This is a genomic window from uncultured Marivita sp. (genome assembly GCF_947488135.1).
Taxonomy (GTDB): Bacteria; Pseudomonadota; Alphaproteobacteria; order Rhodobacterales; family Rhodobacteraceae; genus Marivita.
This window is the reverse complement of sequence record NZ_CANKYW010000001.1, coordinates 603040-627745: the sequence shown is the minus strand read 5'-3', so window position 1 is coordinate 627745 and position 24706 is coordinate 603040. Positions and strand designations below refer to the sequence as shown.

Sequence of the window (24706 nt, the reverse complement as noted above, 5' to 3'; positions counted from 1 at the left end):
ATTGCGAGCCCGGGCGGCCGAATGCAAGGGCTCGTGGGAACCTGACGCGACAGCACCGCGTTTTCCATCAAAGCAAAGGAGGATATCATGCCACTGCTCAACAGCGTCGTGCTCGATCCGACGGTCACGCTTGGACCGGACCCCGAAGAAGAAATGACCGAAAAGCAGGCCATCAAACTGCGGGAACTCGCGCAGCGCGCGGGTGAGCCGTTTGATTGGAGCCTGACACGCCGTCAGGCCGAACGGCGGATCGCGCATCTTCAGGAATATCTGAACTAAGCTTCTTGCAGCGCGCGATACCGCGCGCTCTTTCCCTCCGCACCTATGTCGTTTACCTCTAAACCAAAATGTGCGGGGGGACTTCCATGTCGGACAACACCAATGAGACGCTGCGCCAGGCAGCGCTTTTCTACCACGAACATCCCAAACCCGGAAAACTTGAGATCCGCGCGACCAAGCCTTTGGCGAACGGACGCGACCTGGCGCGCGCCTACAGCCCCGGCGTGGCCGAAGCCTGTCTCGAGATAAAGGCCGATCCGACGAACGCCGCACGCTACACGGCGAAAGGCAATCTCGTGGCCGTGGTGACGAATGGCACCGCCGTTTTGGGCTTGGGCAATATCGGCGCGCTGGCCTCCAAGCCGGTGATGGAGGGCAAGGCGGTCCTGTTCAAGAAATTCGCCAATATCGACTGCTTCGACATTGAAGTGAACGAAAGCGATCCCGAAAAGCTTGCCGATATCGTCTGCGCGCTGGAGCCGACGTTTGGTGCGGTCAATCTTGAGGACATCAAGGCACCCGACTGTTTCATCGTCGAAAAACTGTGTCGCGAGCGGATGAACATTCCCGTGTTCCACGACGATCAGCACGGTACCGCAATTGTCGTCGGGGCCGCGGCGACCAACGCGCTGCATGTCGCGGGAAAGTCGTTCGAGGACATAAAGATCGTGTCCACCGGCGGGGGTGCGGCGGGCATTGCCTGTCTGAACATGCTGGTGAAACTTGGCGTGAAGCGCGAAAACATCTGGCTCTGCGATATTCACGGCCTGGTCTACGAAGGCCGGGAAGAGGACATGAACCCGCAGAAAGCAACCTTTGCGCAGAAAAGCGAATTGCGCAAGCTGGACGACGTCATCGACGGAGCGGATTTGTTCCTTGGATTGAGCGGGCCGAAGGTGCTCACCCCAGCTATGGTGGCGAAGATGGCTGACAGCCCGATTATCTTCGCGCTTGCCAATCCGACACCGGAAATCCTGCCCGACGAGGTGCGTGAGGTTGCGCCAAACGCAATCATGGCGACGGGGCGCAGCGACTTTCCGAACCAGGTCAACAACGTGCTCTGCTTTCCGTTCATCTTCCGCGGCGCGCTGGATGTCGGCGCGACCGAGATCAACGACGACATGCAGATCGCCTGCGTCGAGGGCATTGCCAAGCTGGCCCGCGCCACGACGAGCGCCGAGGCGGCGGCTGCATATCGCGGCGAGCAACTGACCTTCGGGCCGGAATACCTTATTCCCAAACCTTTTGATCCACGCCTGTCCGGCGTCGTATCGACCGCCGTTGCCAAGGCCGCGATGGAATCGGGCGTCGCGCTGCGGCCGGTCGAAGATCTCAAGGCTTACAAGGCGAAGCTGGACGCCAGCGTTTACAAGTCCGCCCTGCTCATGCGTCCGGTGTTCGATGCCGCCGCAACCGGCGCGCGGAGGATCGTCTTCGCAGAGGGCGAGGATGAACGCGTATTGCGCGCGGCACAGGCGATCCTGGAGGAAACCACGGAAACGCCGATCCTGATCGGTCGCCCGGAGGTGATCGCCCTGCGCTGTGAACGGCTTGGTCTCGAAATCAGGCCAGAGCGGGATTTCACGTTGGTAAACCCGGAAAACGACCCCCGTTACCGCGATTACTGGGAGACCTATCACAAGATCATGGCACGGCGCGGTGTGACCCCGGATCTGGCCCGCGCGATCATGCGGACGAACAACACGGCCATCGGCGCCGTCATGGTGCACCGCGACGAGGCAGACAGCCTGATCTGCGGCACCTTTGGCGAATTCCGTTGGCATCTGAACTACGTCACGCAGGTCCTCGGATCGGAAAAGCACACGCCGCATGGCGCGCTAAGCATGATGATCCTCGAAGACGGGCCACTGTTTATCGCGGATACGCATGTTCGGTCGTTGCCCACTGCGGCGGAATTGGCGCAATCGGCGATTGGCGCGGCGCGGCATGTGCGGCGCTTTGGTCTGACGCCGAACATCGCCTTCTGTTCGCAGTCGCAATTCGGAAACCAGGCGGAAGGATCGGGCCGACGGTTGCGCGAGGCGATTGCGCTGCTTGATTCAGAGCCACGCGACTTCTGCTACGAGGGCGAGATGAACGTGGATGCGGCGCTTGATCCGGAGTTGCGGGAACGTCTGTTGCCCGGCAATCGGATGCAGGGCGTCGCCAACGTGTTGATCTTCGGGCACGCCGATGCGGCGTCTGCCGTACGCAACATCCTCAAGATGCGCGCCGGCGGTCTGGAGGTGGGGCCGATCCTCATGGGCATGGGCAACCGCGCGCATGTGGTGACGCCGGGGATCACGCCGCGCGGTTTGCTGAACATGGCTGCCATCGCGGGAACGCCGGTGGCGCAGTACGGGTGACGATGCATCGTAGTTTCGGGTTGAGTTGACATGGCGGCGCGATGAGTTGACCCATCGCGGTTTTGGGTAGACCCAAAACTTCAACTCAAGCCGTCTAGAAAGGCCTCAGCTTCAGACAGGATTGTTTTCTTGCGATCCTCGTCCATCCGTTTCCAGTTTGCGTATATTTGGTTCATTCGGTTGTTGCTGCTGAATTTTTCGGCGTGGCGATCCAGAAAATGCCAATAGAGCAGGTTGAACGGACAGGCGTCTTCGCCTGTTTTGTCCTGCACCTTGTAGCGGCAGGATTTGCAGTAATCCGACATCCGGTTGATGTAGGCCCCGGACGAAACGTAGGGCTTGGACGCGATGATCCCGTCATCCGCAAACTGACTCATCCCGACCACGTTGGGCGCCTCAACCCATTCGAAGGCGTCGATATAAACGCGCAGATACCACTCATGCACCTCGTGCGGATTGATGCCCGCCAGCAGCGCGAAATTGCCCGTCACCATCAGCCGCTGGATGTGGTGCGCGTAAGCCTCGTCGGCGGTCTGAGTGATCGCCTTGGACAGGCAGTTCATGTCGGTGTCGCCGGTCCAGTAGAAATCCGGCAGCTTGCGCTGGTGGTTCAACGCGTTCCGGCGCGGATAGTCCGGACCTTCGCGGAAATAGATGCGCCGCACGTATTCCCGCCAGCCGATGATCTGGCGGATGAAGCCCTCAACCGCATTGAGCGGGGCATGGCCTTCTTTGTAAGCATCTTCGGCGGCCTTGCAGACCTCCATCGGGTCCAGCAGGCCGACATTCAGGTAGGGCGAGATCATCGCGTGATAAAGGAAGCGATTGTCGTTCATCATCGCGTCCTGAAAATCCCCGAAGCGCGGCAAGGCGTAGGTGATGAAATGCGTCAGCGCGCGGCGGGCTTGCTCCTGATCGGTACCGAACCAGAACGGGCGCAACGACCCGAAGGAATTGCCGAAACGAGCCTCGACCAGATCGAGCACCTCGTTCACGGTGTCGTCCGGCGTGAACTGCATCGGGCCGCTGAAAGCGATATCATCGGGGGCCGGTTTGCGGTTTTCGGAATCGTAGTTCCACTTGCCGCCCTCCGGGTCATCGCCATTCATAAGAAGGCCGGTCTTGCGCCGCATGTCGCGGTAAAAATATTCCATGCGCAGCGCCTTGCGCCCTTCCGCCCAAGTGTCGAACTCGTCCTGCGTGCTGATGAACCGCGTGTCGGGTTTCATCGTCAGCTTGAGCGGCATGTCTTCCAGCGCCTGGATCAGCCGCCATTCCCCGGGCTGCGTGGAGATCACTTCGGACGCGCCAGTGTCCTCGGCACGGCGCAGCAATTCGCCGGGAATGGAGCCCGCGTTGTCGCTGTCGTCGAGCTGACTATAGCGCACATCCCAGCCATCATCCCGCAAGCGCTGCGCGAATTTGCGCATGGCGGCGAAAATGAAAGCGATCTTCTTGGGATGGTGCTGAACGTAGGTCGCCTCTTCCGACACCTCGGCCATGACGACCACGTCAGATGCCTTGTCTGCGGCGTCCAGCGCTGACAGCGTGTCGGTCAGCTGATCGCCCAGAACCAGAACAAGCCGCGTCACCACGGTACCTCTTTTCCCTGCCAGTCGAAAAACTTGCCGGAATCGTCGGGCGACAGGCCGTCCAGCACCGACAGCAGATTTTCTGCGGCTTCGCTCGCCGGGACCGACGGGTTATGTCCCACGTATTTCTCGGTGAACGGGGTCTCCACCGTGCCTGGATGCAGGCAGACGCAGATGAGATCCTTGTGCGTCCGGGCCAGTTCGATCGCACCGCCGTGGATCATTTGGTTCAGCGCGGCTTTGGACGTGCGGTAACTGTACCAGCCGCCCAAACGATTATCCCCGATCGAGCCCACGCGCGCCGATAGGGCGGCGAAAACCGCGCGGCCCTTGCGCGGCAACAGACGCATCGCGTGCTTGAGCACGAGCGACGGCCCCACCGTATTGAGTTTGAACTGGTCGATCATCGCGTCGGCGGTCACGTGGCGCAGGGTCTTTTCCGGTTCGGCGCCGTCGATCTCCAACGCGCCGGTCGCGACGAACACCAGATCAAACGTCCCATTGAGCGCACCAAGGGCGTTTTCGACACTGGCCTCATCCGTCACATCGAGACCATCGCCGCTCCTTGATAGCCCGGTGACGGCCACGCCGCGCGCGGTCAGCGCCTGTGTCAGAGCGGTTCCAATCCCTCCGCTTGATCCGATGATGAGTGCGTTTTCCATGACCCCGCACCTAGGGTGAGCCGTCAGGGCGTCAACGGCTTCAGACGAGGCCGCGCCAGCGCAGGACCACGATGAGCAGGAACACCACCGCCAAGATGTTGAAGGCCATGCTGCCGAGGATCGACAGGGCAATGCCCTTGCGGCGTTCCACAACGTCGATCGCTTTGAGATGCACCGACGCGCGATCATAGGCGCTTTTGGTGGTGTTGCGATCCAGACGCATCGCCAGCTTGGGATTGCGTGCCATTTTCTCCGCCTCGGCCACGATGGCGATGTCGTTGCGGACGCCAGGCGGCAAGCGACGGCCCGCCTTGGCCACACGCCGGGAGAGCGATCCGTGCTTCAGCCCCAGACGCGCGGCCATGAGTGACCGCAGGGTATCGGCGTTTTTCTTGATCATCTCGACATGTTCCATGACCTGCACTTAAGCGCGCGCGCCCCCTTGCTCAAGAACGATGAGGCGCAGTATGCATGGCAAATGCTGAACACGCTGTTTACAGACTCCACCGGACCCGCCATGCCCCTGTTGATCGTACACGGTCTTTACGGCTCTGGCCGCAACTGGGGCGTGATCGCCAAACGGCTCTCGGATCGCGGCCCTGTCACGGCGGTGGACCTGCGCAATCACGGCGACAGCTTCTGGTCGGACAGTCACAGCTATCCCGATATGGCCGAAGATCTGGCGAAGGTGATCGATGCGCAAGCCGGACCGATGGATGTGGTCGGACATTCGATGGGCGGTAAGGCAGCGATGGTTCTCGCGCTGACCCGACCGGAGTTGGTGAACCGCCTGATCGTGGCGGATATCGCGCCCGTGACGTACACACATTCGCAGATCCAGTTCATCGAAGCGATGCGCGCGGTTGATCTGTCGCAGGTCGAAAAACGGTCTGACGCCGCAGCGCAACTCGCGCGGATTGTGGAAGACCCGACCTTGCAGGCGTTCTTCACGCAGTCGCTGGATGTGAAGGGAAAGCGGTGGAAGCTGAATCTCGACGCTCTTGCCGCTGAGATGGACAAGATCCTCGGCTTTCCCGAGATCGGCGGAACATTCGACAAGCCGACGCTTTTCCTGTCCGGTGCGTTGTCCGACTATGTCAGCGCCGATCACCGGCCCACCATCAAGAGCCTGTTCCCCAAGGCGCGCTTCGCGAAAATCCCCGAGGCGGGTCATTGGCTCCACGCCGAAACGCCGCGTGAGTTCGAAGCGTCGGTGCGGGCGTTTCTGGACCGGGATCAGTAACCGCGGCAGAATTGTTCTGACCGCGCCGCGAACACCTTGTACCGTTCCCAGAACGCATCGTCCGAAGGGGTTTGCGACATCCAGACGTCATGGGCGCGCTGCGGGTCCTTAAAAAACCGCGACGCCTTGCGTTGATCCGCACCAGACAGCGATTGGTTCGCAACGGTCTGGATGCAGCCACACAACTGCGAATTGCGCGCCTGGCGATCCGACGACAGGCACGCCCGGCTGATCGGTCCGGTCGATAATCGGGTCACGACGACACCGTCGCTCCGGTCGATCCGGTTTCCACCACATCCGGCAACCAGTGCCGTCATCAGGAGTGCCGCCAAAAATCTCATGTTGCCTGCTCGCTTCCGCTCATACCGCGCCGGGTCTTCTGCCCGGCTTTGCAGTTCTTCGCCTGACCTCAGGATGCCCGAAACCAAAGCTGTTTTCAAATCACCTTTTGTCAATCCGCGCCCGCCTTTCGCGCCACCTTGACCAGACCCCAAAACCGCATCATATCCGGCCCATGACAGAGCTTTCGCACATCCGCAATTTCTCCATCGTTGCCCATATCGACCACGGGAAATCCACCCTGGCCGACCGGCTGATCCAATCCACGAACACCGTGACGGAACGGGAGATGAAGGAGCAGCTGCTCGACTCGATGGATATCGAGCGCGAGCGCGGCATCACGATCAAGGCCAACACGGTTCGGATCGAATACAAGGCCGAGGATGGCGAGGTTTATATCCTCAACCTGATCGACACGCCCGGGCACGTGGACTTCGCCTACGAAGTCAGCCGCTCCATGCGCGCCGTTGAAGGGTCGCTGCTGGTCGTCGACGCCACCCAAGGCGTCGAGGCGCAGACGCTGGCGAACGTCTATACCGCCATCGACGCGGATCACGAGATCGTGCCGGTGCTCAACAAGATCGACCTGCCCGCCTCGGAACCCGAGCGCGTGAAAGAGCAGATCGAGGATGTGATCGGCATTGACGCGTCCGATGCGCTGGAGATTTCGGCCAAGACAGGCGTCGGTATTCCGGCGGTGCTGGAAGCCATCGTCAAGCGCCTGCCGCCGCCGCACGAGGGCGACCCGACGAAGCCACTCAAGGCGATGCTGGTGGACAGCAAATACGACCCGTATCTGGGCGTCGTCGTCATCGTCCGCGTCATCGACGGGGTTCTGAAAAAGGGCCAACGCATCAAGATGATGAAGACCGGCGGAACCTACGACATCGACCGGATCGGCGTGTACCGCCCCGCGATGCAGGAGGTCAAAGAGCTTGGCCCCGGCGAGATCGGCTATATCACCGCGCAGATCAAGCAGGTCAGTGATACCCGTGTCGGCGACACGATCACGACCGAGAAAAAGGGCTGCGAAGTTGCCCTGCCCGGCTTCAAACCGTCGATCCCGGTGGTGTTCTGCGGGTTGTTCCCGGTGGATGCCAACGATTTCGAAGACATGCGCGGCGCGATTGAGAAGCTGTCGCTGAATGACGCGTCCTTCACTTCCGAGATGGAAACCTCGGCCGCGCTTGGCTTCGGGTTTCGCTGCGGCTTCCTTGGACTGTTGCACCTCGAAGTGGTGCGCGACCGTTTGGAGCGCGAATACGACATCGACCTGATCACCACGGCGCCGTCGGTGATCTACCACGTCTACACCAAGGACGGGGAGATGCTGGAATTGCACAACCCCGCCGACATGCCCGACCCGTCCACCATCGACCATATCGAAGAGCCCCGCATCAAGGCGTCGATCCTCGTGCCGGACGAATACCTGGGCGACGTGCTCAAGCTCTGCCAGGACCGGCGCGGGCTTCAGCTCGATCTGACCTATGTCGGCAACCGGGCGATGGTGGTCTATGACCTGCCGCTGAACGAGGTGGTGTTCGATTTCTACGACCGTCTGAAATCCGTCACCAAGGGCTATGCCAGCTTCGACTACCAGATGATCGGCTACCGCGAGGACAACCTCGTCAAGATGCAGATCCTGGTGAACGACGAACCCGTGGATGCTTTGTCAACAATGGTCCACCGCGACCGCGCGGAGACGCGTGGCCGGGCGATGTGCGAAAAACTCAAGGACCTGATCCCGCGCCACATGTTCAAGATCCCGATCCAAGCGGCCATCGGCGGCAAGGTCATCGCGCGCGAGACCTTAGCTGCGTTGCGTAAGGACGTGACCGCCAAATGCTATGGCGGCGACGCCACCCGGAAGAAGAAGCTTCTGGAAAAGCAGAAGGCCGGCAAGAAGAAGATGCGCCAGTTCGGCAAGGTCGATATCCCGCAGGAAGCGTTTATCTCGGCGTTGAAGATGGATGGGTGAGACCGCGGTAGCTTAAGTGATATCGAACGCCTTTCATTTTTTCGACTTCACCTAATCTTAGGACATTTACCTTTAGCGTGAGTTCGCAATGAACTCATGGTATCGTCCCCTTGCCAACGGTCTTTCGTCATTCCGGTTTCCGGTTCTTCTTCTATTCCAACGAAGGCGATCCGCGTGAACCGGTCCATATCCATGTGATGAAAGGCGGTGGCGAAGCGAAGTTCTGGCTTCACCCGGTCAGCATCGAGCGAAGCGACGGGTTTGATCCCCGTACTTTACGCGCCCTGGCTGCGATGATTTCCGAGCATCGTCATCTGATCGAGGATACGTGGTATGACCATTTCGGCAACTGACGTAACATTTGACGAAAGCAGGATGTGGGTCTCCCTATCCGACGGCCGAACTCTGGGTGTGCCTTTGGCGTGGTTTCCAAGACTGGACAACGCAACGCTCGAACAATTGGGCGCGGTTCAGATCAGTGCCTTTGGCCTGCATTGGGAGGCGCTGGACGAGGATGTTTCAGTTTCGGCCTTGCTGGAAGGCCGCGCAGCAACTGGAGACGCGGCGTAGGGTGCGTGATCTCACGCACCATGCCCTCGTCAACCGTCACATCGGTGCGTGTGAACACGCACCCTACGTTCTGCCCAAGAACAGCGCGGAGCGCCCTCGGGCAGCGGAGGACCGCCCCCCGGCCAGCCGCTTTGGTGACGCCAGCGCGGGGATCTAGGTCGTCGGGATCTGTCCGACATACAATGGCGACCTCGGAACAAGGTGCGGCGGGCCACGGCCATCCCCTGCCCGGTTCCAAACGACTGCATCGGCGCGAGCAGGCAATTAGACTACGCAAGCCTCCGCCGATCCCCGTTTCGTGATGAACACCCCCCTGCGCGAAGGGCCTATCTGCGGTAGAATGTGTAAAAACCCCGAGCAGGACCAACAAATGCGCCCGATTCTCATCGCCGCCCTTATGCTGGCAGCGTCCCACGCACAGGCCGATGTCTGCGATTTCCGCCCCAGCATTCTGGCGGGCAAGGCCGGACAGGCTGCCAAATCCACCGCTGGAACCGTTGCCACTGTCGCCACCGAAGGCGTGCGCGCAGCCGGGGTCTATACGCTCAACAACCCTGTCACCGGGGTCAGCATGATCGGCAGTGCGGTGAGCAGCGCCACAGCGGCGGGCAGCAGCGTCGCGGCGGGGGCCGGAGGGGCGATGAGCACGGCAACGGCCATCGTCACGGCACCGGTCACCATCGCGGTCGCCGGGCTGACGGCGGTGGCCTTGGGCGGCTACGAAGGCGCCTGCTATTTCCGGGCGGACCGGATCACCGATTACGACGAAATTATCTATATCGTCAGCAACCTTGCCGCCAACTCTGATCCCACGCGCTTCGCGCTGATACCCGACGGGTCGGAATACACCACCCTCAAGGGTCGACCGGCCATCGCGGGCACAGACAAGGTGCGCATCGCGTCGGCCGGAGTCGGTCCGTTCATCTTTGACGTGGGCAACCTCTATATCGCTGACGGCGTCCTGATGCACCGGGATCTGGGCCGTAACACCGTGATCGGCGATATCGGGTTGCAGGTGGTCGACGTGGCAGACCCCGACACGGAATAAAGCGTCATTTGAGCGACATCAAAGCGGTCGGGTGCCTTCTTGCCCAAAATCACACGCAACATGAAGGGAGACCCAAGATGGACCTCAACGCAATCAAAGAGATGCTTCTCAAACGCCGGGCCGAACTGACGGGGGAGTTGTCCGAGATCGAGGACAAGCTCGACGATCCGATGCCCAAGGACTGGGAGGATCGCGCGTCCGAACGTCAGGGGGACGAGGTTCTGGAGGCACGGGGTATTGCGGATCTGGAAGAGCTCCGCCGGATCGACGCGGCGCTCGGTCGGATCGACGACGGGTCCTATGGCATCTGCGCCAAATGCGGTGATGCGATCTCGGAAGAGCGGCTGAAAGCGGTTCCGACCGCCGCGCTCTGCCGGAATTGCGCCTGAAAGCCGGTCTTATCTCTTGGGAGACACCTCGTCTGACAGGGAGCGGTGTGAGGGCTTTGGGGGGCGTTTCACGTCATGAATGAAACGTCAAAGTAGGCTGCATCTCACGGAGCACAACGCCCCGCTCGTGTTCACCGAACTCAAGGCGACCTTCACCGCCTGTGGCGCCTGCCGCTGTCCCAAGACACGTGTCGAATGGCAATCGACCCATATCGACGGGCCGCCGCCCTGGTGTCACAGGCGCAGCGCGTTTCTTGCCCTGGCCGAAACATATGCGGCGCTGGGGCCACAGAGATCGGACGCCCCCCGCCCGGTTTGATCGGGATCAAGGCAAACGCGTCCGAAACGCGGAATATCTCTCTCAAATCTTTTGAGTGGAGGCTCCGATGTTCCGACTTGCCAGTATCCTGTATTCCCTGATCGGCACCACCCTTGCCGGCACCGCGATCATCGCGGTTCTGACCGCAGGGTTCGACACGCTTGTCCCGATCGTGGCCGCGGCGGTGATCGGCGCATTGGTCGCGCTACCCGTCACGTATTTCGTGACCCGCGCGGTCTATCAAAGCTGACCGTCGAGGGCGTCCAGCAACCCCTCGGCGCAGTCTTCGATCAGCGCGAGCGCCCCGTCGAAATCGCGGGTGAAGTACGGGTCCGGGACATAGGCGGCACCGGGTCCACACAGATAATCCGTAAACCGCGACACATGCTCTGACGGTCCGAACGCAGCCAGATCAGAAGCGTTGTCGTCATCCATCACGATGATCCGGTCGAACCTGTCGAAATCCGCAGGCATGACCTGCCGCGCGCGGAGCGACGACAGATCGTAGCCTTTCGCTCTTGCCGCCGTCTGCATCGGTGGATAAGGCGGCTTGCCGATATGCCAATCGCCGGTTCCGGCACTATCGAGATCCAGGGACAGCCCGCGCGCAGCGGCCTTGGCACGCGTCACAGCCTCGGCCGTCGGCGACCGGCAGATATTGCCCAGACAGACAAAGAGGATACGGTGTGTCATTCGGTTTGAGTACCGCAGGCGCGGGATTGGGAAAAGGTCACAGATGCAAGGAATCGAACGGATCGTCATCCTGACGGGTGCCGGTATATCGGCGGAAAGCGGTCTGGGGACTTTTCGGGACGAAGGCGGCCTTTGGGCGCAGCACCGGATCGAGGACGTGGCGACCCCTGACGCCTTCGGGCGCAACCCGGCTCTGGTGCATGAGTTCTACAACGCACGGCGCCGTCAGGCTGCCGACGCTGCGCCGAACGCGGCACATGCGGCGCTGGCCAGATTGCAGGCGGATTGGTCGGGAGAGCTGATGCTGGTCACGCAAAACGTCGATGGGCTGCATGAAAAGGCCGGGGCCGACGTGATCCATATGCACGGCCAGCTGGACAGCGCGCTCTGCGCCGCTTGCGCGTATCGCTGGCCTGCGCCTCTGGACATGTCAGTTGGCGAGATCTGCCCCTCCTGCGGCGCACCCAAGGCGCGTCCGGATATCGTCTGGTTCGGTGAGATGCCCTATCACGTGGAGCGCATTCTCGATGCGCTTCAGGCCTGCGATCTTTTTGCGGCGGTCGGGACGTCCGGTCAGGTTTATCCCGCCGCCGGTTTCGTCGAAGAGGCCCGGATCGCCGGGGCGCGGACCGTCGAATTGAACTTGCGCGACAGCGATATGTCCTACGCATTCGAATACCACATCACCGGGCCGGCCAGCGAAACGGTGCCGCGCTGGGTCGACCGCGTTCTTGCGGGTGGCTAGGGCGGGAGTGGCCCGCCCTGGCCCATCCGATCAGTTGCCGGATTGGTTCATGTTGCCGTGGTCCATCATGCCCCCGTGGTCCTGACGCTCCAGATCGACCGGGACGTCCACAACGATGTCCCCCGCCTTTTCAAATGTCAGGGTGATCGTCACGGTCTCGCCCTGCTCCAACGAGTCGTTCAGCCCCATGAGCATGACGTGTTTGCCGCCGCGCACCATCGCGATCTCGCCCTCGGCAGGAAGTTCGAACCCTTCCTCGACATGGACCATCCGCATCACGCCGTTTTCCCCCTCGAGATGGGTGTGCAATTCGGTGCGGGCCGCCACATCGCTGCTCGCGCCGATCAACCGATCCGCCTCGGTCCCGGTGTTCCGGATCATCATGAACGCGGCCCCGGTTTGCGCGGTCGGAGATGCGGACCGCGCGTAGGAATCATGGATTTCGATTTCCGCGAACGCGGGTGCTGCAACAAGCAGGGCGAAAGCCCCGGCGAAGAGTGATGTCTTCAACATATCTGTATCTTTCTGTCTGAAGTGGGTGAGTTGATCGAGGTTCAGACAGAACGCGGCGGGCCTCGGGCATGCGACTCGGGGATGATCTGGCCGCCCGTGACTGTCGATGTCCGGTCGCGCCAGATCCTCTGCCAGATTTCAGATCGTTCGGCTGTCGTCGACTGCGGCCGAGGGTCCGCGAAGAACGCCAAAGCGTAATCCGGGCAGATCATGATGTTGCCCGTTGGCTCACCATTTTCGTCGACGAGAATGTGAATGGGCCCGGTGCCGGTGCAAATCTCCATCATGCCGACGGCGGGGGGCTGGCCCCGGGCCGCAGCCAGCTGAACGCTCGTGAAACCGATCACGAGCGCCATCAGGCTTATGGCAAGATATCGAAGCGAAACACGCATGCGGCGGGTGTACGATCTCGCCACGCAGGGACAACGTGACAAATGGAAACAGCCCCGCCCGGAGACCCGAACGAGGCTGCAAAAACCGTTTGGAAAAAGAGGTTTACGCCTGCGCGGATTGCGCCTTGGCGATCTCTTTCTTGACCTTCAGCGCGTTCGCCGACAGTTCGGTGTCCTTGGCCTTGGCCAAGAACTTGTCGAGACCACCGCGGTGATCGACGCTGCGCAGCGCGTGAGCGGAAATGCGCATCTTGATGCCGCGGCCGAGCGTCTCGGATTGCAGCGTCACATCGTTCAGGTTCGGCAGGAAACGCCGACGTGTCTTGTTGTTGGCATGGCTGACATTGTTGCCAGTCATCGGGCCTTTACCGGTCAGTTCGCAAACACGCGACATGGGTTCATCCTCGTTTTATCAGAAGCGGAAGAACGGGCTCCCACCAATATGAAAGGGCGCCGTCTGGCAGCGCCCGGAATCTTGTTGGCTGTCCTTAGAGGGATGCGGGTAAGGCGTCAAGTGGGGCGGCGCCGGAAAACCGGGAGTCGGCCCGAAGTTCGGGCATTTTGCATCGAACCGCCTCCGGCGCTCCGACAGGTCGGGGGCTTTGCCCCCTGCCGCGCAAGCGCGGCATTCCCCCCAAGGTATTTTTCAAACAGAGAAGAAACACATTCTCAACCCGACTCACGTCTTCTGTATCGGCGGTGCAGGCGGAGGCGCCGATGACCGCAAACGGAGAAGCCCCCTGTCGCAACGCGCAGGGGGTGGACCTCCCACCCCACTTCTCTGTTTCACAAATACCTCAGGGGAGGCGCCGCTTGCGGCGTCGGGGGCAGAGCCCCCAGACCGCTTGAATGGCCGAAGGCCATCCAAGCTCAAACCAGTGCGCCGCAGGCGTGCCTTCGGATCACGCAACCGGGGATTGCCGACCTTCAAGCTGGGACAGCACTTCGTCCGCTGCCTGGCTGGGGGTCTTGGCGCCGTCTTCAACGGCCTGACCCAGCGACCGGACCAGACCTTTCATCGGTTCCCGCTCAAGCCGCGCCAGCAACGATTGCTTCAATTCCGCCTCGAACCAGAATCGCGCCTGCGCGGCGCGGCGTGCTGCAAAATGGCCGTGCTCGCGCCGCCATTGCGTGAGGGTTTGCATTTCGTCCCACGCGGTTTGCAACCCCGTATCCTCGAGCGCCGAGACGGTCATCGCCTTGGGAAATCCATCCGGATCCTGCGGACGTTTGCGCAACAGGCGCAGCGCGCCTGCGTAATCGGCGCAGGTGCGGGTGGCCGTCGCCTTGAGGTCGCCATCCGCCTTGTTGATCAGGATGATGTCAGCCATCTCCATGATGCCGCGCTTGACGCCCTGCAATTCGTCGCCGCCCGCCGGCGCCAGCAACAGCAGGAACAGGTCGGACATCTCCGCCACCACGGTTTCGGACTGGCCGACGCCCACCGTTTCGATCAGGACAACGTCGAACCCGGCGGCCTCGCACAGGTCGATCGCCTCGCGGGTGCGGCGGGCGACGCCGCCGAGATGCGATTGCGACGGCGACGGACGGATGAAGGCGTTGGGATCGCGCGACAGGCGCTCCATCCGCGTCTTGTCACCAAGGATCGACCCACCGGAGCGCGCGGAACTCGGATCGACGGCCAGCACCGCGACGTTGAGACCCTGCGCGGTGAGCATCAAGCCGAACGCCTCGATGAAGGTGGATTTGCCCACACCGGGCGTGCCCGAAAGGCCGATACGCAGCGCCTCGCGGTCATGCCCCTTGAGTCGGTCGAACAAGGCGATGGTCTGCGCGCGGTGATCCTCACGCCGGCTTTCAACCAATGTGATCGCCCGGGCCAGAGCGCGGCGTTCCCCCGCAAGAATACGGTCGGCCAGATCGTCGATGTCCATGCGCGGGGCTCCGTCTTGGTCTGCCGGCACATGTGGCATGGGCCGGGCGACCAAGTAAACCCGTCAGCCAAGGCCCCCGGGTCCGTGTTTCAGGATCACCGGCACGATGAGCTCTTCTTCATCAACGAGGTGGCGGTCAAGCATGGACTGGAAGCTGAGCAAATCAGTGCGGAAGGCACCGGGCTCGATCCGCCCCTCAATCACGCCATTAGCCCCGTCGGCGAAGCGGTTGAGCAAACCGTCCATGGCGTGGTGATCGGAATCGAGCAGTTCGAAGCCTTTGTTCAGAATAGGCTCCCGCGCGCTCAGTATCGGGAAATAGTGATGATCTTCGATCTGATGATGGCCGTGCAGGTTCTGCAACAGCATCGACCCGTAGCGCGACAGCTTGGCGGCATGGGACTGTGCATCGATCCTGCGGTCAACGGCCTGCTCCGCATCGTCGATCAGCGCCGTCATCAGCTTGCGGAACATCAGGTGCCGGTCCAGCCAGAACGCAACAAGGCCCGCGAAGTTGTCATGCGCGGGCCATGTCTCGCGCGGATAGCTTTGCAGCAGAACGCGCAGTGCGTCGGGCAGTCCGTCGCGTGTATCTAGCCTCAGGGCTTCGTCCATGCACACCTCCTTTCGGGCAGGAGGTGCAGTGCGCGACCCGATTGTCAATCAGCGCAACACGTGGACTGAACATTTTGCGTGGCGGACGACATGCGTGGCGGTCGAGCCAAGCAGCAACGTCTGCATTCCCGGCCGATGCGACGCGATCACGATCAGATCGTTTCCGTGTTCTTCGGCATAGTCGAGGATCGACCGTCCGGAATGGCCGTCGATGATTTCGGCCTTGGCGCCGATATCGGCCGCCAGGCGCGCGAGTTCGGATGCAATGCCCTTGCGCGTCGCGGCCAGAATATCGTCCGGGATATAGCTGATTGCATAGCTCGGCACGGATTCGACCACATGTAGCAACGTGATCCGTGCGGTGTCGGTGGCCAGTTCTTTTGCCACGGCTATAGCCTGCGCGGACCGCCCATCATCGTTATCAAGCGCGATGGGCACCAGGATATTCAAATACATGATTGCTCCCTTTCCCTGTCAGAGACGGGGACAGGTTAACATCCTGAACATGAACCAACATTGATCCGCATCAGGTCGCGCGTCGCGGATTACGAGACGTTCGGTTCCCCCTGCAACCCAAGCAGTTTGCGGAACCCGGTCCAGTATCCCGGCAATCGCGGCGGTTCCTGAAGATGTGGCAGCGCTTCATCCGCCCAGCGCGACATGCGGCGTTGGATGAAGTCGCGACCCCACTCCAGATAGGCCTCGGCATCGTTCGGGCGCAGGCGGCAGGCCGAGCCCACAAGACCGACCAGCGTTTCGGGTGCCGAATACCATTCGTCCTGAATCCCGGTGACCTTGGTTTGCACCAATGGCCCGACCCAGCGCATCAACGCCTTGTCCGAAAACAACAGCAGCATGCGCCCCATTTCCTCTCGACTGTAGTGGATCAGCGGCGGGAAGGTGTCGAAGAACAGCGCCTTACCGTCGAGATAGGCGAAGTTGCGGATCGAGGGGTGAAAGCCGATGCGGGTGTCGAATTGATCGGCGTTGTTCCAGAACGTCGCGATCACATCGCCCGCCGCCTCCATCATCACAAGCGTTTCATCGACGGTCGCGCTCTGCATCTGCGGGCGCATCATGCTGTCAGACGGCAGCGCCTCCTGTACGATCACGGGGATGCGGTTGCCGTCGAGATCGAGCAAATGGAATTCGGTGAGCGGCAATGCCACGCCTGCGGTGTTCAGGGCGGCCACATAATCGTCATGGCAGTGCGCCAGCCGATCCAACGCCGCTGCATCCTTGAGACCGCGATAGACCTTGATGACCTTGTCCGAAAGTGGCCCGGATGCTGGCCGAAACGGCGCGCAGAAATAGCCCAGTTTCGACACGGTCTGGCCGCGTGACGCCGTATCGGCGCGGATCACGTCTTTCAGGGCATCGAGATCGGTCATAAGGCGGGCTCCTTCGTGGATTGCCCTGCCTTTACCTGTTTGCGAGCACCTCTGCCACCTCTGAGGTCAGCGCGTCGACTTCGGCCTGTGCCGGTGTCTTGCGCCCCTCGGCGGCGCCACGTCCCTGCCCCAGCGCCTCGGCGTAGATCACGCGGTTGGCCAATGTGGCCTCGGCGATGCGGGCGTTGAGCTTTTCCGCAGCAAGTGCAACCTCGGCCCCGAGACGCGTGTTCTTGCGCGCGCGGTTGAGCACGATCAGCGCCTCTTTGTCCTCGCGCCGCGCGAGATCGAGCACCCCTTCCGTAGCCCACAGGTCAACGTGACTCACGCTCACGGGCACGATTACAAGATCGGCCACCCGCAGCGCCGGGCGCAGGTCGCTGTCGGCCTTGGGCGGCGTGTCGATGATGACGATATCGTGGTTCTCCGAAAGCTTCCGCACTTCGTAGGTGATCCCCCATGCCGAAGACGTGGCGAATTCCAGCTGATCTACCGGACCAGCCTCAGTCTCGATCCGGGTCATGAACCACCGGCCAAGACTGCCCTGCGGGTCGATATCGACAAGCGCCACGCTCTTGCCCTTGCGAAGAAAACCGATGGCAAGGTTCGCTGAAACGGTGGTCTTGCCGGAACCGCCCTTTTGCTGTGCTATTGTGATGACAAGTCCGCTCATGTGCGTATCCCCCGATTCGGCGCAAGCGTACGGGGCTTATGCTGCAAGTGCAGCATAAAAATTGCCACACCTGAAACTGTCAGGAGACAACGCGCCATGACCTCTACCGTTCGTCCGTTGGATGATGATGCGCGTCGCATGGTGCGAGACCTGATGCGGAACGCGCGATTAGCGGCGCTGTCCTATCTCGATCCGGACACGGGCGCGCCGATGGTGAGCCGGATTGCCCTTGTCGACGGGCCGGATCAGGTGCCACTCAGCCTGATCTCCGACCTGAGTCAGCACAGCGCGGCTCTTCAGAAACTGCCCGTGTGTTCCCTGTTGATCGGGGAGCCGGGCGACAAAGGCGATCCGCTGACCCATCCTCGATTGAGCCTTCAGGCCGAGGCAACCTTCATCCGGCACCAGGATCCCGCTCACGCACAGCTCGCGCAGGCATTTCTGGCCAAACAGCCGAAGGCCAAGCTCTATATCGGTTTTGCGGATTTCGCGCTGGTTCAGTTCAAGCCGCTTGGGGCGTTTCTGAACGGCGGGTTCGGGAAAGCCTACATGCTCGAAGCAAGCGATCTAGCGCCGTCGTCTACGCGCTGACTTCTGGGGCTTGCAGGATCTGCACCCCTGCGATGCGCCATTCGCCGTCGATCTGCTCCATCCGGTAATCAAGATAGTGCAGATTTCCGGCCGCATCTTCGAGGATCACCATTTGATAAAGCCCGCCCGCGATGACACGCAGGTCGCCGAAGGTCACGCTTTCGGGACGCCACACCATCGGATAGCCTTGCTGGACCATCGCGCCGAAGTTTTCGGGTGTGCGAAAGATGTCGCGGATGTTGGGCGCGGCAAAGGTGAAGGCGGTGCCGACATCATCCTGCAAGAACGCGTCGATCTGGCTTTGGATCGTGGTCTCAATAGCCGGCTCGGGCGCAAGGACCTCTTGCGCCCAAAGCGTCGTTGTCATCGAAACGGCAAGGGCCAATCCGGCGATGAGTTTACGCATGCGTCCACCTTTCGTTGCTAGGCGAAAGATAGCGCAAAAGCGGTGGCCGGCAAAACGCCCGCCCTATGACAGCTCGCCAGCCAGTCCCTTGTTGATCAGCGCAACCGTCTCATCCACGCCATAGAGCGCGATAAACCCGCCGAAACGCGGACCCTGGGATTGCCCCAGAAGCACCTCGTAGAGCGCCTTGAACCAGTCGCGCAGCGGATCGAAACCGTGGTCCTTGCCGACCGCGAACACGATGGTTTGCAATGTCTCGTCGTCGGTCGCACCAACATGCGCCTCAAGCCGGGTGGCAAGATCCTCCATCGCGGCGCGCTCTTTGTCGTCCGGCGCGCGGTAGGTCTTGGTGGGCTTCACGAAGTCCTCGTAATAGCGCACGGCAAAGCCTGCCGCCTGATCGAGATCGGCATGGGTTTCGGGCGACGCATCCGGCGCGTACCGTTTGATAAAGCCCCACAGCGCATCCTTGTCATGCGCCCCGGCCGCCGAAGCGAGGTTCAGCAGCATCGAAAACGGGACGACCATGTGCGACTCGGGCACATTGCCGGAATGGATGTGCCAGACCGGGTTGTTCGCCTGTTGGGTCGCGTCCTGGTTCGGATAGGCGCGCAGCTGTTGGTGGTATTCGTCCACCGCCTTCGGAATCACGTCGAAATGCATCCGCTTGGCCGTCTTGGGCTTGAGATACATGAAATAAGACAGCGATTCGGTGCTGGCATAGGTCAGCCATTCGTCGATGGTCAGCCCGTTGCCCTTTGACTTGGAAATCTTCTGGCCCTGTTCGTCGAGGAAGAGCTCATAGGTGAAGATCTCGGGCGGGCGACCGCCTAGGATCGAACAGATTTTGGTATAGATCGGCGTGTTGGGCGCGTGTTCCTTGCCATAGGGTTCCCAATCGACGCCCAGCGCCGCCCAGCGCGCACCGAAATCGGGCTTCCATTGCAGCTTCACATTGCCGCCGGTCACGGGCAGCGTCCATTCGCGCCCGTCCTCGTCGTCGAAGGTCACTGTGCCGTCCTTCGCATCGACATGGCGGATAGGCACATAAAGCACGCGGCCGGTTTCGGGATGGATCGGCAGGAAGATCGAATAGGTCTGCTGACGCTCCTCGCGCAGGCTGTTAAGCATCACCGCCATCAGATCGTCATAGCGTTCGGCAGCGCGCAGGAGCGTCTCGTCGAACTGCCCGGAGCGGTAGAAATCCCGCGCCGAGTAGAACTCGTAATCGAAGCCGAAGGTGTCGAGGAACCGCCGCAGCATGGCGTTGTTGTGATCGCCGAAGCTGTCGTATTCGCCAAACGGGTCCGGTACGCTGGTCAGCGGCTTTTGCAGGTGTTCGGCCAGCATCTCGCGGTTGGGAACGTTATCGGGCACCTTGCGCAGCCCGTCCATGTCGTCGGAAAAGCTGATGAGCTTGGTCGGAATGTCCGAGATCGCCTCGAAGGCACGGCGCACCATCGTCGTGCGAAGCACCTCGCCAAAGGTGCCGATATGCGGCAGACCCGAGGGACCGTACCCTGTTTCGAAAAGGACATAGCCCTTCTCGGGCGGTTTCTTTTCGTAGCGTTTGAGCAGCCGGCGCGCCTCTTCAAAGGGCCAGGCCTTTGAGGTCATTGCAGCTTCGCGCAGATCGGACATTGCTCTTCGTCTCCTGATGGGCGCCAGACGCGGCTGCGCTGGCATTCAAGAGGCACTCCCTATTGCGGGGGCGCGGGCGGGTCAATAAGTTGCAGCCTGTTCATACCCCAATCCAGAAAGCGACCGCCGTGTCCGAGACCGATCCCCACCCGATGAGCCCGCAAGACTGTCTGGTCGCGCTGATGATCGCCGTTTCCGCGTCGGACGAGAGCATTCGCACGGCGGAACTGGTCAAAATCCAGTCGGCGGTGAACAACCTGCCGATCTTTGCCGAATACGACGAAGCCCGCATTCCCGAGATGTCCGGCCTCGTCTTCGACCTGTTCGAACAGGAAGACGGTCTGGATGCGCTGTTCGGTCTGATCCGGGACAACCTGCCCGAGCGTCTGTTTGAAACCGCCTATGCGCTGGCCTGCGATGTTGCGGCAGCCGATGGCACGCTGCGCGAGGCGGAACTTCGCCTGCTCGAGGAAATCCGGTACGAGTTGGCGCTCGACCGCCTGCACGCCGCCGCAATCGAACGCGGATCGCGGGCGCGCCACATGAAGCTGTGATCAGGCGCTTCGCTTCGGCGGGATTGAATAGGTCAGCGTTGCGCGGGCGACCGGCTCGGGCTGGCCCTCGGAGAACAGCAGAACATCCGTCACGCTCAGCGCGCGGCCCAGCTTGAGCACACGGGCCTCGGCGATCACATCAGCCCCGGCCACCGGTTTGCGCATGAAATCAATCGAACAGTTGGTCGTCACCGCCAGCGCCTCTTTCCCGATGCGCGCCATGGTAGCCACGTAGGCCGCCACATCGGCAAGTCCGAACATCGCCGGGCCGGACACCGTGCCACCGGGGCGCAGGTGCTGTTCCCCTGCATGAAGCCGCATTATAAGGCGGTCGTCGTCCAGATGGTCGATCCCGAACATGCCTTTGACCTGTGGAAAGACCTCATCCAAAAAGGCTTCCATTTCATCTGCCGGAACGACAATCGCCATGCTTTCCTCCGCTGCACTGAACCGATAGAGTTGCGCCAAGTCACTGGGAGGACAAGATGAAAATCCTGGAACGTCACGACACCGAAGCGGTGTGTCATTTGCACCTGAACGCGCCAGAGCGGTTGAACGCGCTGTCGGATGAAATGCTGGCGGCTTTGCAAACCCAGATCGACGCTTTGCAAATCGACACCTCGGTGCGGGTGGTCGTGATCTCGGGCGCGGGCAAGGCGTTCTGCGCGGGCCATGACCTCAAGCAGATGACGGCGGGGCGGCAGGCCGAAGATGGCGGCAAGGCGTATTTCAAGGACCTCTTCGACCGTTGCGCCCGCGTGATGACCGGCGTGCAGCGCCTGCCCCAGCCGGTGATCGCGCAGGTGCATGGCATCGCCACCGCCGCCGGGTGCCAACTTGTCGCGTCCTGCGATATGGCCGTTGCCGCAGAAGGCACGCGCTTCGGGGTGAACGGGGTGAATATCGGGCTCTTCTGTTCGACCCCGATGGTGGCCCTGTCCCGTAACATCCCACGCAAACAGGCATTCGAGATGCTGGTCACGGGACAGTTCATCGACGCGCATCGCGCCGAGGCGCTGGGACTGGTGAACAAGGTTGTTCCTGCCGATCAATTGGCGGAGGCCACGACCGAAATGGCGCAACTCGTGGCGGGCAAGCTGGGTGCGGCGGTCAAGGTCGGCAAGCAGGCGTTCTACGAACAGGCCCAGATGGGGCTGGACGACGCCTATGCCTATACCGGTCAGGTCATGGTCGAGAACATGCTTTACCGCGACACCGAAGAGGGCATCGCGGCCTTTCTCGAAAAACGCCCTCCAGACTGGTCGCAATAATCTTGCAAAGTGACAAACTTCACCTGCGGCGAGGGATGCGTGTGGGCTTGCTTGGCGGGTCTTTCGATCCGGCGCATGCCGGGCACGCCCATCTGACACGCGTTGCCCTGCAACGGTTCGGGTTGGACAAGGTCATCTGGCTGGTGTCGCCGGGCAATCCGCTTAAATCGCGCGGTCCGGCACCGCTCGAGGCCCGAGTCGCGCGGGCCAGGGCCGTGATGCAGGACCCCCGCGTTGTAGTGAGCGATTTCGAGGCGCGGCTTGGTACGGCCTATACGGCAGAAACCATCGACGCTCTGAAGGCCACCTATCCCGGCGTTCGGTTTGTCTGGCTCATGGGGGCCGACAACCTGCAACAGTTCCACCGCTGGCAGCGTTGGCAGGATATCCTGCACGCGGTCCCGCTGGGGATACTGGCACGACCGGGCTGGCGGCAATCCGGCCTGCATTCGCGGACCGCGCGACAGTACAGGCACGCCCACCTGCCCGGTCGCGCGTCACGACTTCTGGCCGATCAGGACACCCCAGCCTGGTGTTTCGTGAACATGCCGATGTTGCCGGTCAGCTCAACCGAGTTGCGCGCGAAAGGAGAATGGCGGACCTCGTCCTGAAGCGGCTCCCGGCCCTTGCAAAAAGGTCAGCCGATCACCAAAGCGTGTCCTTGTCACACGCCGAAGGGTCAGGTTACATCCTCTGCATGACATCGAAGATTTCTCGTCGCGCGCTCTTGGGCGGTCTGGCTGCGGTCGGACTGGGTCAGGCAGCATTCGCTCAATCCTCGTTGGCTCCGCTCGCTTCTTTGCGCCCTGCGTCGCGGGCCGGCGACCTGCTCAAGACCTACCAGCCACCGCTGAGCGAACTGATCGCTCGGGCCGGGCTTCCGGGCCAGATCAGCGTGCAGGTGGCGGATGTCAAAACCGGGCTGGTGCTGGAGTCGCACAACCCGCTGCGCGCGCTCCCGCCCGCGAGCGTCGCCAAGGCGCTGACTGCGTGCTACGCGCTGGATGTCCTGGGCCCGGGCTATCATTTCGCAACTCGCGTTCTGGCGACGGCACCTGTGGTCAATGGCCGGATCGACGGGGACCTGATTCTGGCCGGTGGTGGCGATCCGACGCTCGACACCGATGCCATCGGGGAGATCACCAAACGTCTGCGCGAAGAAGCCGGCGTGACGGAAGTCACCGGTCGGTTCCTTGTCTGGGGCGGCGCGTTGCCCGCACTCAATGGGATCGACAGCGAACAGCCTTATCAAGTGGGGTACAATCCGGGCATTTCGGGGCTGAACCTGAACTTCAACCGGGTCCATTTCGAATGGCGGCGCAATGGCGACGGGTACAATGTCACGATGGATGCACGGTCCGGCACGCTGCGCCCCGATGTGCAGGCCGCTCGAATGCGGATCGAACCACGCAGGTCGCCGATCTATACCTATGCCGATGGCGGAAGCTATGACGATTGGACCGTCGCGCGTGGCGCGCTTGGGGCACAAGGCGCGCGGTGGTTGCCGGTGCGCAAACCGGCGCGCTATGCCGCCGAGGTCTTCCAGGTGCTCGCCCGGTCCAACGGGATCGTGCTGAAATCGCCCGAACTGATAGAGACGCTCCCCGACGGAACGACAGAGCTCCTGTCACATCAAAGCGCCCCACTGCGCGTGATCCTGCGCGACATGCTGAGCTATTCGACCAACATCACGGCGGAATGCGTGGGCCTGACGGCCTCGACGGCGCATGTCGGGCAGATCGGCTCGCTCAAGGCATCTGCCGATGCCATGAATCAATGGGCCAAGGACACCTTGGGCATGTCGTCGGTTGCACTCGAAGATCATTCGGGGCTTGGCGATGACAGCCGTGTTTCGGCGCGCGATATGGTCAAAGCCCTGATTGCCGCACGATCGAGCATGGGGATCAAACCGATCCTGAAACAGCATCCATTGCGGACCGAGGATCGCACGATCATCGAAAACCATCCTGTCACCGTCCATGCCAAGACAGGGACACTGAACTTCGTCAGCGGTCTTGGCGGATATATTGACCTTCCGGATGGAACCGAACTGGCCTTCGCCTGTTTTTCGGCCGATCTGCCGCGACGCGACGCGCTGAGCCGGGAAGAGCGGGAAAACCCGCCCGGCGGAAAATCCTACGCCGCGAATGCGCGCAGGTTGCAACAAAGACTGCTGGCGCGGTGGGGCATTCTTTACAACGGGTGAACCGCGAGACGGTCAAAAAAGGGGCGCAAAGCCGGTCTTCGCGCCCCCAGAAGTCTGTCTGACGCAGGGATTTACATCAGCCAGAACAAACGGTTGGCCTCCCGTTGGGCGGTCAACCGATCCAGACCGACGTCACGCAACAGGTGATCGTCGAGCGATTTGAGATGCAGCCTCGTGCGGCGGCGTTCCGACCATTTCGTGAGGGTCACCGCGACGCGCAACGCCACGACAGCCAGCGGCGACAGCGTGGACTGCGCGCCAAGATAGGCGACCTGCTGGGCATGAATTGCGTGTGTCATGGGTGTACTCCTCAAATGTATCGACACAATATTACC

33 protein-coding genes are annotated in these 24706 nt (G+C 61.5%); 16 read left to right on the top strand and 17 right to left on the bottom strand.

What is annotated here, in order from left to right; genetic code table 11:
- Positions 1–87 precede the first annotated feature (87 nt).
- Positions 88–279 (top strand): DUF3072 domain-containing protein, encoded by a 192-nt coding sequence (locus tag Q1B16_RS03130; RefSeq protein ID WP_299784756.1) that lies wholly within the window; start codon positions 88–90, stop codon positions 277–279.
- Between the two features lie 86 nt (positions 280–365).
- Positions 366–2645 (top strand): NADP-dependent malic enzyme, encoded by a 2280-nt coding sequence (locus tag Q1B16_RS03125; protein ID WP_299784755.1) that lies wholly within the window; start codon positions 366–368, stop codon positions 2643–2645.
- Positions 2646–2725: 80 nt separating this feature from the next.
- Here Q1B16_RS03125 and Q1B16_RS03120 read toward each other — a convergent pair whose 3' ends face one another.
- The 3 genes from Q1B16_RS03120 to Q1B16_RS03110 are packed head-to-tail and all read right to left on the bottom strand — an operon-like array spanning position 2726 to position 5314.
- Entirely contained in the window at positions 2726–4237 is a 1512-nt protein-coding gene (locus Q1B16_RS03120) for a cryptochrome/photolyase family protein (RefSeq protein WP_299784754.1), read from the bottom strand.
- Positions 4234–4899 carry an SDR family NAD(P)-dependent oxidoreductase gene (locus Q1B16_RS03115; protein WP_299784753.1) on the bottom strand — a complete coding sequence of 222 codons (666 nt, stop codon included), beginning with the start codon at positions 4897–4899 and terminating at the stop codon, positions 4234–4236. Before Q1B16_RS03115 ends, Q1B16_RS03120 begins: the two co-directional genes overlap by 4 nt.
- 40 nt (positions 4900–4939) lie before the next feature.
- Positions 4940–5314 (bottom strand): hypothetical protein, encoded by a 375-nt coding sequence (locus Q1B16_RS03110; protein WP_299784752.1) that lies wholly within the window; start codon positions 5312–5314, stop codon positions 4940–4942.
- A 63-nt stretch (positions 5315–5377) separates the two neighbouring features.
- Here Q1B16_RS03110 and Q1B16_RS03105 point away from each other — a divergent pair, with 63 nt between their 5' ends.
- Positions 5378–6142 carry an alpha/beta fold hydrolase gene (locus Q1B16_RS03105; RefSeq protein WP_299785974.1) on the top strand — a complete coding sequence of 255 codons (765 nt, stop codon included), beginning with the start codon at positions 5378–5380 and terminating at the stop codon, positions 6140–6142.
- Here the strand turns inward: Q1B16_RS03105 and Q1B16_RS03100 are convergent.
- On the bottom strand, positions 6136–6483 hold the full coding sequence (locus Q1B16_RS03100) for a hypothetical protein (RefSeq protein WP_299784751.1): 348 nt from the start codon (positions 6481–6483) through the stop codon (positions 6136–6138). The genes Q1B16_RS03105 and Q1B16_RS03100 overlap by 7 nt on opposite strands.
- Positions 6484–6656: 173 nt before the next feature.
- On the opposite strand from Q1B16_RS03100, the gene lepA reads away from it, so the two are divergent.
- From lepA to Q1B16_RS03065, 7 genes are all read left to right on the top strand, one after another.
- Positions 6657–8459: a translation elongation factor 4 gene (gene lepA, locus Q1B16_RS03095; protein ID WP_299784750.1), complete on the top strand. Its 1803-nt coding sequence runs from the start codon at positions 6657–6659 to the stop codon at positions 8457–8459.
- Between the two features lie 110 nt (positions 8460–8569).
- Positions 8570–8812, top strand: a complete 243-nt coding sequence (locus tag Q1B16_RS03090; protein ID WP_299784749.1) for a DUF4160 domain-containing protein — start codon at positions 8570–8572, stop codon at positions 8810–8812.
- Positions 8793–9029, top strand: coding sequence for a DUF2442 domain-containing protein (locus tag Q1B16_RS03085; RefSeq protein ID WP_299784748.1), 237 nt, complete (start codon positions 8793–8795; stop codon positions 9027–9029). Before Q1B16_RS03090 ends, Q1B16_RS03085 begins: the two co-directional genes overlap by 20 nt.
- A 370-nt stretch (positions 9030–9399) precedes the next feature.
- The gene (locus tag Q1B16_RS03080) at positions 9400–10077 is read left to right on the top strand and encodes a hypothetical protein (RefSeq protein WP_299784747.1); all 678 of its coding nucleotides are present in this window, start codon (positions 9400–9402) and stop codon (positions 10075–10077) included.
- 77 nt (positions 10078–10154) lie between these two features.
- Entirely contained in the window at positions 10155–10466 is a 312-nt protein-coding gene (locus Q1B16_RS03075; protein ID WP_299784746.1) for a TraR/DksA family transcriptional regulator, read from the top strand.
- Positions 10467–10545: 79 nt separating this feature from the next.
- Positions 10546–10785, top strand: a complete 240-nt coding sequence (locus Q1B16_RS03070; protein ID WP_299784745.1) for a hypothetical protein — start codon at positions 10546–10548, stop codon at positions 10783–10785.
- Positions 10786–10852: 67 nt separating this feature from the next.
- Positions 10853–11035 (top strand): CTP synthetase, encoded by a 183-nt coding sequence (locus Q1B16_RS03065; protein WP_299784744.1) that lies wholly within the window; start codon positions 10853–10855, stop codon positions 11033–11035.
- Here the strand turns inward: Q1B16_RS03065 and Q1B16_RS03060 are convergent.
- Positions 11026–11478, bottom strand: a complete 453-nt coding sequence (locus Q1B16_RS03060; protein ID WP_299784743.1) for a low molecular weight protein-tyrosine-phosphatase — start codon at positions 11476–11478, stop codon at positions 11026–11028. The two genes, Q1B16_RS03065 and Q1B16_RS03060, sit on opposite strands and share 10 nt — an antisense overlap.
- A gap of 43 nt (positions 11479–11521) precedes the next feature.
- On the opposite strand from Q1B16_RS03060, the gene Q1B16_RS03055 reads away from it, so the two are divergent.
- Complete coding sequence (locus tag Q1B16_RS03055) at positions 11522–12223, top strand: NAD-dependent deacylase (protein WP_299784742.1); 702 nt, start codon at positions 11522–11524, stop codon at positions 12221–12223.
- A gap of 30 nt (positions 12224–12253) precedes the next feature.
- On the opposite strand, the gene Q1B16_RS03050 is transcribed toward Q1B16_RS03055, so the two are convergent.
- The 8 genes from Q1B16_RS03050 to parA form a co-directional block, all read right to left on the bottom strand.
- A complete protein-coding gene (locus Q1B16_RS03050; RefSeq protein ID WP_299784741.1) occupies positions 12254–12736 on the bottom strand; it encodes a copper chaperone PCu(A)C in 483 nt (160 codons plus the stop codon).
- A 41-nt stretch (positions 12737–12777) separates the two neighbouring features.
- Entirely contained in the window at positions 12778–13092 is a 315-nt protein-coding gene (locus Q1B16_RS03045; RefSeq protein ID WP_299784740.1) for a hypothetical protein, read from the bottom strand.
- A 139-nt stretch (positions 13093–13231) separates the two neighbouring features.
- Positions 13232–13522: a 50S ribosomal protein L28 gene (rpmB, locus tag Q1B16_RS03040; RefSeq protein ID WP_299784739.1), complete on the bottom strand. Its 291-nt coding sequence runs from the start codon at positions 13520–13522 to the stop codon at positions 13232–13234.
- 508 nt (positions 13523–14030) lie between these two features.
- The gene (meaB, locus tag Q1B16_RS03035; RefSeq protein ID WP_299784738.1) at positions 14031–15023 is read right to left on the bottom strand and encodes a methylmalonyl Co-A mutase-associated GTPase MeaB; all 993 of its coding nucleotides are present in this window, start codon (positions 15021–15023) and stop codon (positions 14031–14033) included.
- A gap of 63 nt (positions 15024–15086) precedes the next feature.
- Positions 15087–15638 (bottom strand): hemerythrin domain-containing protein, encoded by a 552-nt coding sequence (locus tag Q1B16_RS03030; protein WP_299784737.1) that lies wholly within the window; start codon positions 15636–15638, stop codon positions 15087–15089.
- Positions 15639–15686: 48 nt separating this feature from the next.
- A complete protein-coding gene (locus Q1B16_RS03025) occupies positions 15687–16094 on the bottom strand; it encodes a universal stress protein (protein ID WP_299784736.1) in 408 nt (135 codons plus the stop codon).
- A gap of 89 nt (positions 16095–16183) precedes the next feature.
- The gene (locus Q1B16_RS03020) at positions 16184–17029 is read right to left on the bottom strand and encodes a DUF6206 family protein (RefSeq protein WP_299784735.1); all 846 of its coding nucleotides are present in this window, start codon (positions 17027–17029) and stop codon (positions 16184–16186) included.
- 31 nt (positions 17030–17060) lie between these two features.
- Positions 17061–17702, bottom strand: a complete 642-nt coding sequence (parA, locus tag Q1B16_RS03015) for a ParA family partition ATPase (RefSeq protein WP_299784734.1) — start codon at positions 17700–17702, stop codon at positions 17061–17063.
- A gap of 96 nt (positions 17703–17798) precedes the next feature.
- On the opposite strand from parA, the gene Q1B16_RS03010 reads away from it, so the two are divergent.
- Positions 17799–18293 carry a pyridoxamine 5-phosphate oxidase gene (locus Q1B16_RS03010; protein ID WP_299784733.1) on the top strand — a complete coding sequence of 165 codons (495 nt, stop codon included), beginning with the start codon at positions 17799–17801 and terminating at the stop codon, positions 18291–18293.
- On the opposite strand, the gene Q1B16_RS03005 is transcribed toward Q1B16_RS03010, so the two are convergent.
- Both Q1B16_RS03005 and Q1B16_RS03000 read right to left on the bottom strand, forming a co-directional pair.
- Entirely contained in the window at positions 18283–18699 is a 417-nt protein-coding gene (locus tag Q1B16_RS03005; protein WP_299784731.1) for a DUF4864 domain-containing protein, read from the bottom strand. The two genes, Q1B16_RS03010 and Q1B16_RS03005, sit on opposite strands and share 11 nt — an antisense overlap.
- A gap of 63 nt (positions 18700–18762) precedes the next feature.
- Entirely contained in the window at positions 18763–20340 is a 1578-nt protein-coding gene (locus tag Q1B16_RS03000; protein WP_299784730.1) for a lysine--tRNA ligase, read from the bottom strand.
- 128 nt (positions 20341–20468) lie between these two features.
- On the opposite strand from Q1B16_RS03000, the gene Q1B16_RS02995 reads away from it, so the two are divergent.
- Positions 20469–20894: a tellurite resistance TerB family protein gene (locus Q1B16_RS02995; protein WP_299784729.1), complete on the top strand. Its 426-nt coding sequence runs from the start codon at positions 20469–20471 to the stop codon at positions 20892–20894.
- Here Q1B16_RS02995 and Q1B16_RS02990 read toward each other — a convergent pair whose 3' ends face one another.
- Positions 20895–21323: a PaaI family thioesterase gene (locus Q1B16_RS02990; RefSeq protein ID WP_299784728.1), complete on the bottom strand. Its 429-nt coding sequence runs from the start codon at positions 21321–21323 to the stop codon at positions 20895–20897. It lies immediately after the preceding gene.
- Between the two features lie 56 nt (positions 21324–21379).
- Here Q1B16_RS02990 and Q1B16_RS02985 point away from each other — a divergent pair, with 56 nt between their 5' ends.
- From Q1B16_RS02985 to dacB, 3 genes are all read left to right on the top strand, one after another.
- On the top strand, positions 21380–22165 hold the full coding sequence (locus Q1B16_RS02985) for an enoyl-CoA hydratase (RefSeq protein ID WP_299784727.1): 786 nt from the start codon (positions 21380–21382) through the stop codon (positions 22163–22165).
- A gap of 2 nt (positions 22166–22167) precedes the next feature.
- Positions 22168–22776 (top strand): nicotinate-nucleotide adenylyltransferase, encoded by a 609-nt coding sequence (locus tag Q1B16_RS02980; protein ID WP_299784726.1) that lies wholly within the window; start codon positions 22168–22170, stop codon positions 22774–22776.
- 86 nt (positions 22777–22862) lie between these two features.
- Positions 22863–24371 (top strand): D-alanyl-D-alanine carboxypeptidase/D-alanyl-D-alanine-endopeptidase, encoded by a 1509-nt coding sequence (gene dacB, locus Q1B16_RS02975; protein WP_299784725.1) that lies wholly within the window; start codon positions 22863–22865, stop codon positions 24369–24371.
- 71 nt (positions 24372–24442) lie between these two features.
- Here dacB and Q1B16_RS02970 read toward each other — a convergent pair whose 3' ends face one another.
- Positions 24443–24670, bottom strand: a complete 228-nt coding sequence (locus Q1B16_RS02970; RefSeq protein ID WP_299784724.1) for a DUF1127 domain-containing protein — start codon at positions 24668–24670, stop codon at positions 24443–24445.
- Positions 24671–24706 lie beyond the last annotated feature (36 nt).

What these genes read in the sequence shown, in the direction of transcription:
- Q1B16_RS03030 (WP_299784737.1), bottom strand. Translation starts at nt 15,638, where the DNA reads ATGGACGAAGCCCTGAGGCTAGATACACGCGACGGACTGCCCGACGCA.
- Q1B16_RS03075 (WP_299784746.1), top strand. Translation starts at nt 10,155, where the DNA reads ATGGACCTCAACGCAATCAAAGAGATGCTTCTCAAACGCCGGGCCGAA.
- Q1B16_RS03045 (WP_299784740.1), bottom strand. Translation starts at nt 13,092, where the DNA reads ATGGCGCTCGTGATCGGTTTCACGAGCGTTCAGCTGGCTGCGGCCCGG.
- rpmB (WP_299784739.1), bottom strand. Translation starts at nt 13,522, where the DNA reads ATGTCGCGTGTTTGCGAACTGACCGGTAAAGGCCCGATGACTGGCAAC.
- Q1B16_RS03100 (WP_299784751.1), bottom strand. Translation starts at nt 6,483, where the DNA reads ATGAGATTTTTGGCGGCACTCCTGATGACGGCACTGGTTGCCGGATGT.
- Q1B16_RS03115 (WP_299784753.1), bottom strand. Translation starts at nt 4,899, where the DNA reads ATGGAAAACGCACTCATCATCGGATCAAGCGGAGGGATTGGAACCGCT.
- Q1B16_RS03080 (WP_299784747.1), top strand. Translation starts at nt 9,400, where the DNA reads ATGCGCCCGATTCTCATCGCCGCCCTTATGCTGGCAGCGTCCCACGCA.
- Q1B16_RS02970 (WP_299784724.1), bottom strand. Translation starts at nt 24,670, where the DNA reads ATGACACACGCAATTCATGCCCAGCAGGTCGCCTATCTTGGCGCGCAG.
- Q1B16_RS02985 (WP_299784727.1), top strand. Translation starts at nt 21,380, where the DNA reads ATGAAAATCCTGGAACGTCACGACACCGAAGCGGTGTGTCATTTGCAC.
- Q1B16_RS03070 (WP_299784745.1), top strand. Translation starts at nt 10,546, where the DNA reads ATGAAACGTCAAAGTAGGCTGCATCTCACGGAGCACAACGCCCCGCTC.
- lepA (WP_299784750.1), top strand. Translation starts at nt 6,657, where the DNA reads ATGACAGAGCTTTCGCACATCCGCAATTTCTCCATCGTTGCCCATATC.
- Q1B16_RS03060 (WP_299784743.1), bottom strand. Translation starts at nt 11,478, where the DNA reads ATGACACACCGTATCCTCTTTGTCTGTCTGGGCAATATCTGCCGGTCG.
- Q1B16_RS03085 (WP_299784748.1), top strand. Translation starts at nt 8,793, where the DNA reads ATGACCATTTCGGCAACTGACGTAACATTTGACGAAAGCAGGATGTGG.
- meaB (WP_299784738.1), bottom strand. Translation starts at nt 15,023, where the DNA reads ATGGACATCGACGATCTGGCCGACCGTATTCTTGCGGGGGAACGCCGC.
- Q1B16_RS03010 (WP_299784733.1), top strand. Translation starts at nt 17,799, where the DNA reads ATGACCTCTACCGTTCGTCCGTTGGATGATGATGCGCGTCGCATGGTG.
- Q1B16_RS03005 (WP_299784731.1), bottom strand. Translation starts at nt 18,699, where the DNA reads ATGCGTAAACTCATCGCCGGATTGGCCCTTGCCGTTTCGATGACAACG.
- Q1B16_RS03000 (WP_299784730.1), bottom strand. Translation starts at nt 20,340, where the DNA reads ATGTCCGATCTGCGCGAAGCTGCAATGACCTCAAAGGCCTGGCCCTTT.
- Q1B16_RS03125 (WP_299784755.1), top strand. Translation starts at nt 366, where the DNA reads ATGTCGGACAACACCAATGAGACGCTGCGCCAGGCAGCGCTTTTCTAC.
- dacB (WP_299784725.1), top strand. Translation starts at nt 22,863, where the DNA reads ATGACATCGAAGATTTCTCGTCGCGCGCTCTTGGGCGGTCTGGCTGCG.
- parA (WP_299784734.1), bottom strand. Translation starts at nt 17,702, where the DNA reads ATGAGCGGACTTGTCATCACAATAGCACAGCAAAAGGGCGGTTCCGGC.
- Q1B16_RS03065 (WP_299784744.1), top strand. Translation starts at nt 10,853, where the DNA reads ATGTTCCGACTTGCCAGTATCCTGTATTCCCTGATCGGCACCACCCTT.
- Q1B16_RS03055 (WP_299784742.1), top strand. Translation starts at nt 11,522, where the DNA reads ATGCAAGGAATCGAACGGATCGTCATCCTGACGGGTGCCGGTATATCG.
- Q1B16_RS02990 (WP_299784728.1), bottom strand. Translation starts at nt 21,323, where the DNA reads ATGGCGATTGTCGTTCCGGCAGATGAAATGGAAGCCTTTTTGGATGAG.
- Q1B16_RS03020 (WP_299784735.1), bottom strand. Translation starts at nt 17,029, where the DNA reads ATGACCGATCTCGATGCCCTGAAAGACGTGATCCGCGCCGATACGGCG.
- Q1B16_RS03105 (WP_299785974.1), top strand. Translation starts at nt 5,378, where the DNA reads ATGCTGAACACGCTGTTTACAGACTCCACCGGACCCGCCATGCCCCTG.
- Q1B16_RS03050 (WP_299784741.1), bottom strand. Translation starts at nt 12,736, where the DNA reads ATGTTGAAGACATCACTCTTCGCCGGGGCTTTCGCCCTGCTTGTTGCA.
- Q1B16_RS03130 (WP_299784756.1), top strand. Translation starts at nt 88, where the DNA reads ATGCCACTGCTCAACAGCGTCGTGCTCGATCCGACGGTCACGCTTGGA.
- Q1B16_RS03110 (WP_299784752.1), bottom strand. Translation starts at nt 5,314, where the DNA reads ATGGAACATGTCGAGATGATCAAGAAAAACGCCGATACCCTGCGGTCA.
- Q1B16_RS03025 (WP_299784736.1), bottom strand. Translation starts at nt 16,094, where the DNA reads ATGTATTTGAATATCCTGGTGCCCATCGCGCTTGATAACGATGATGGG.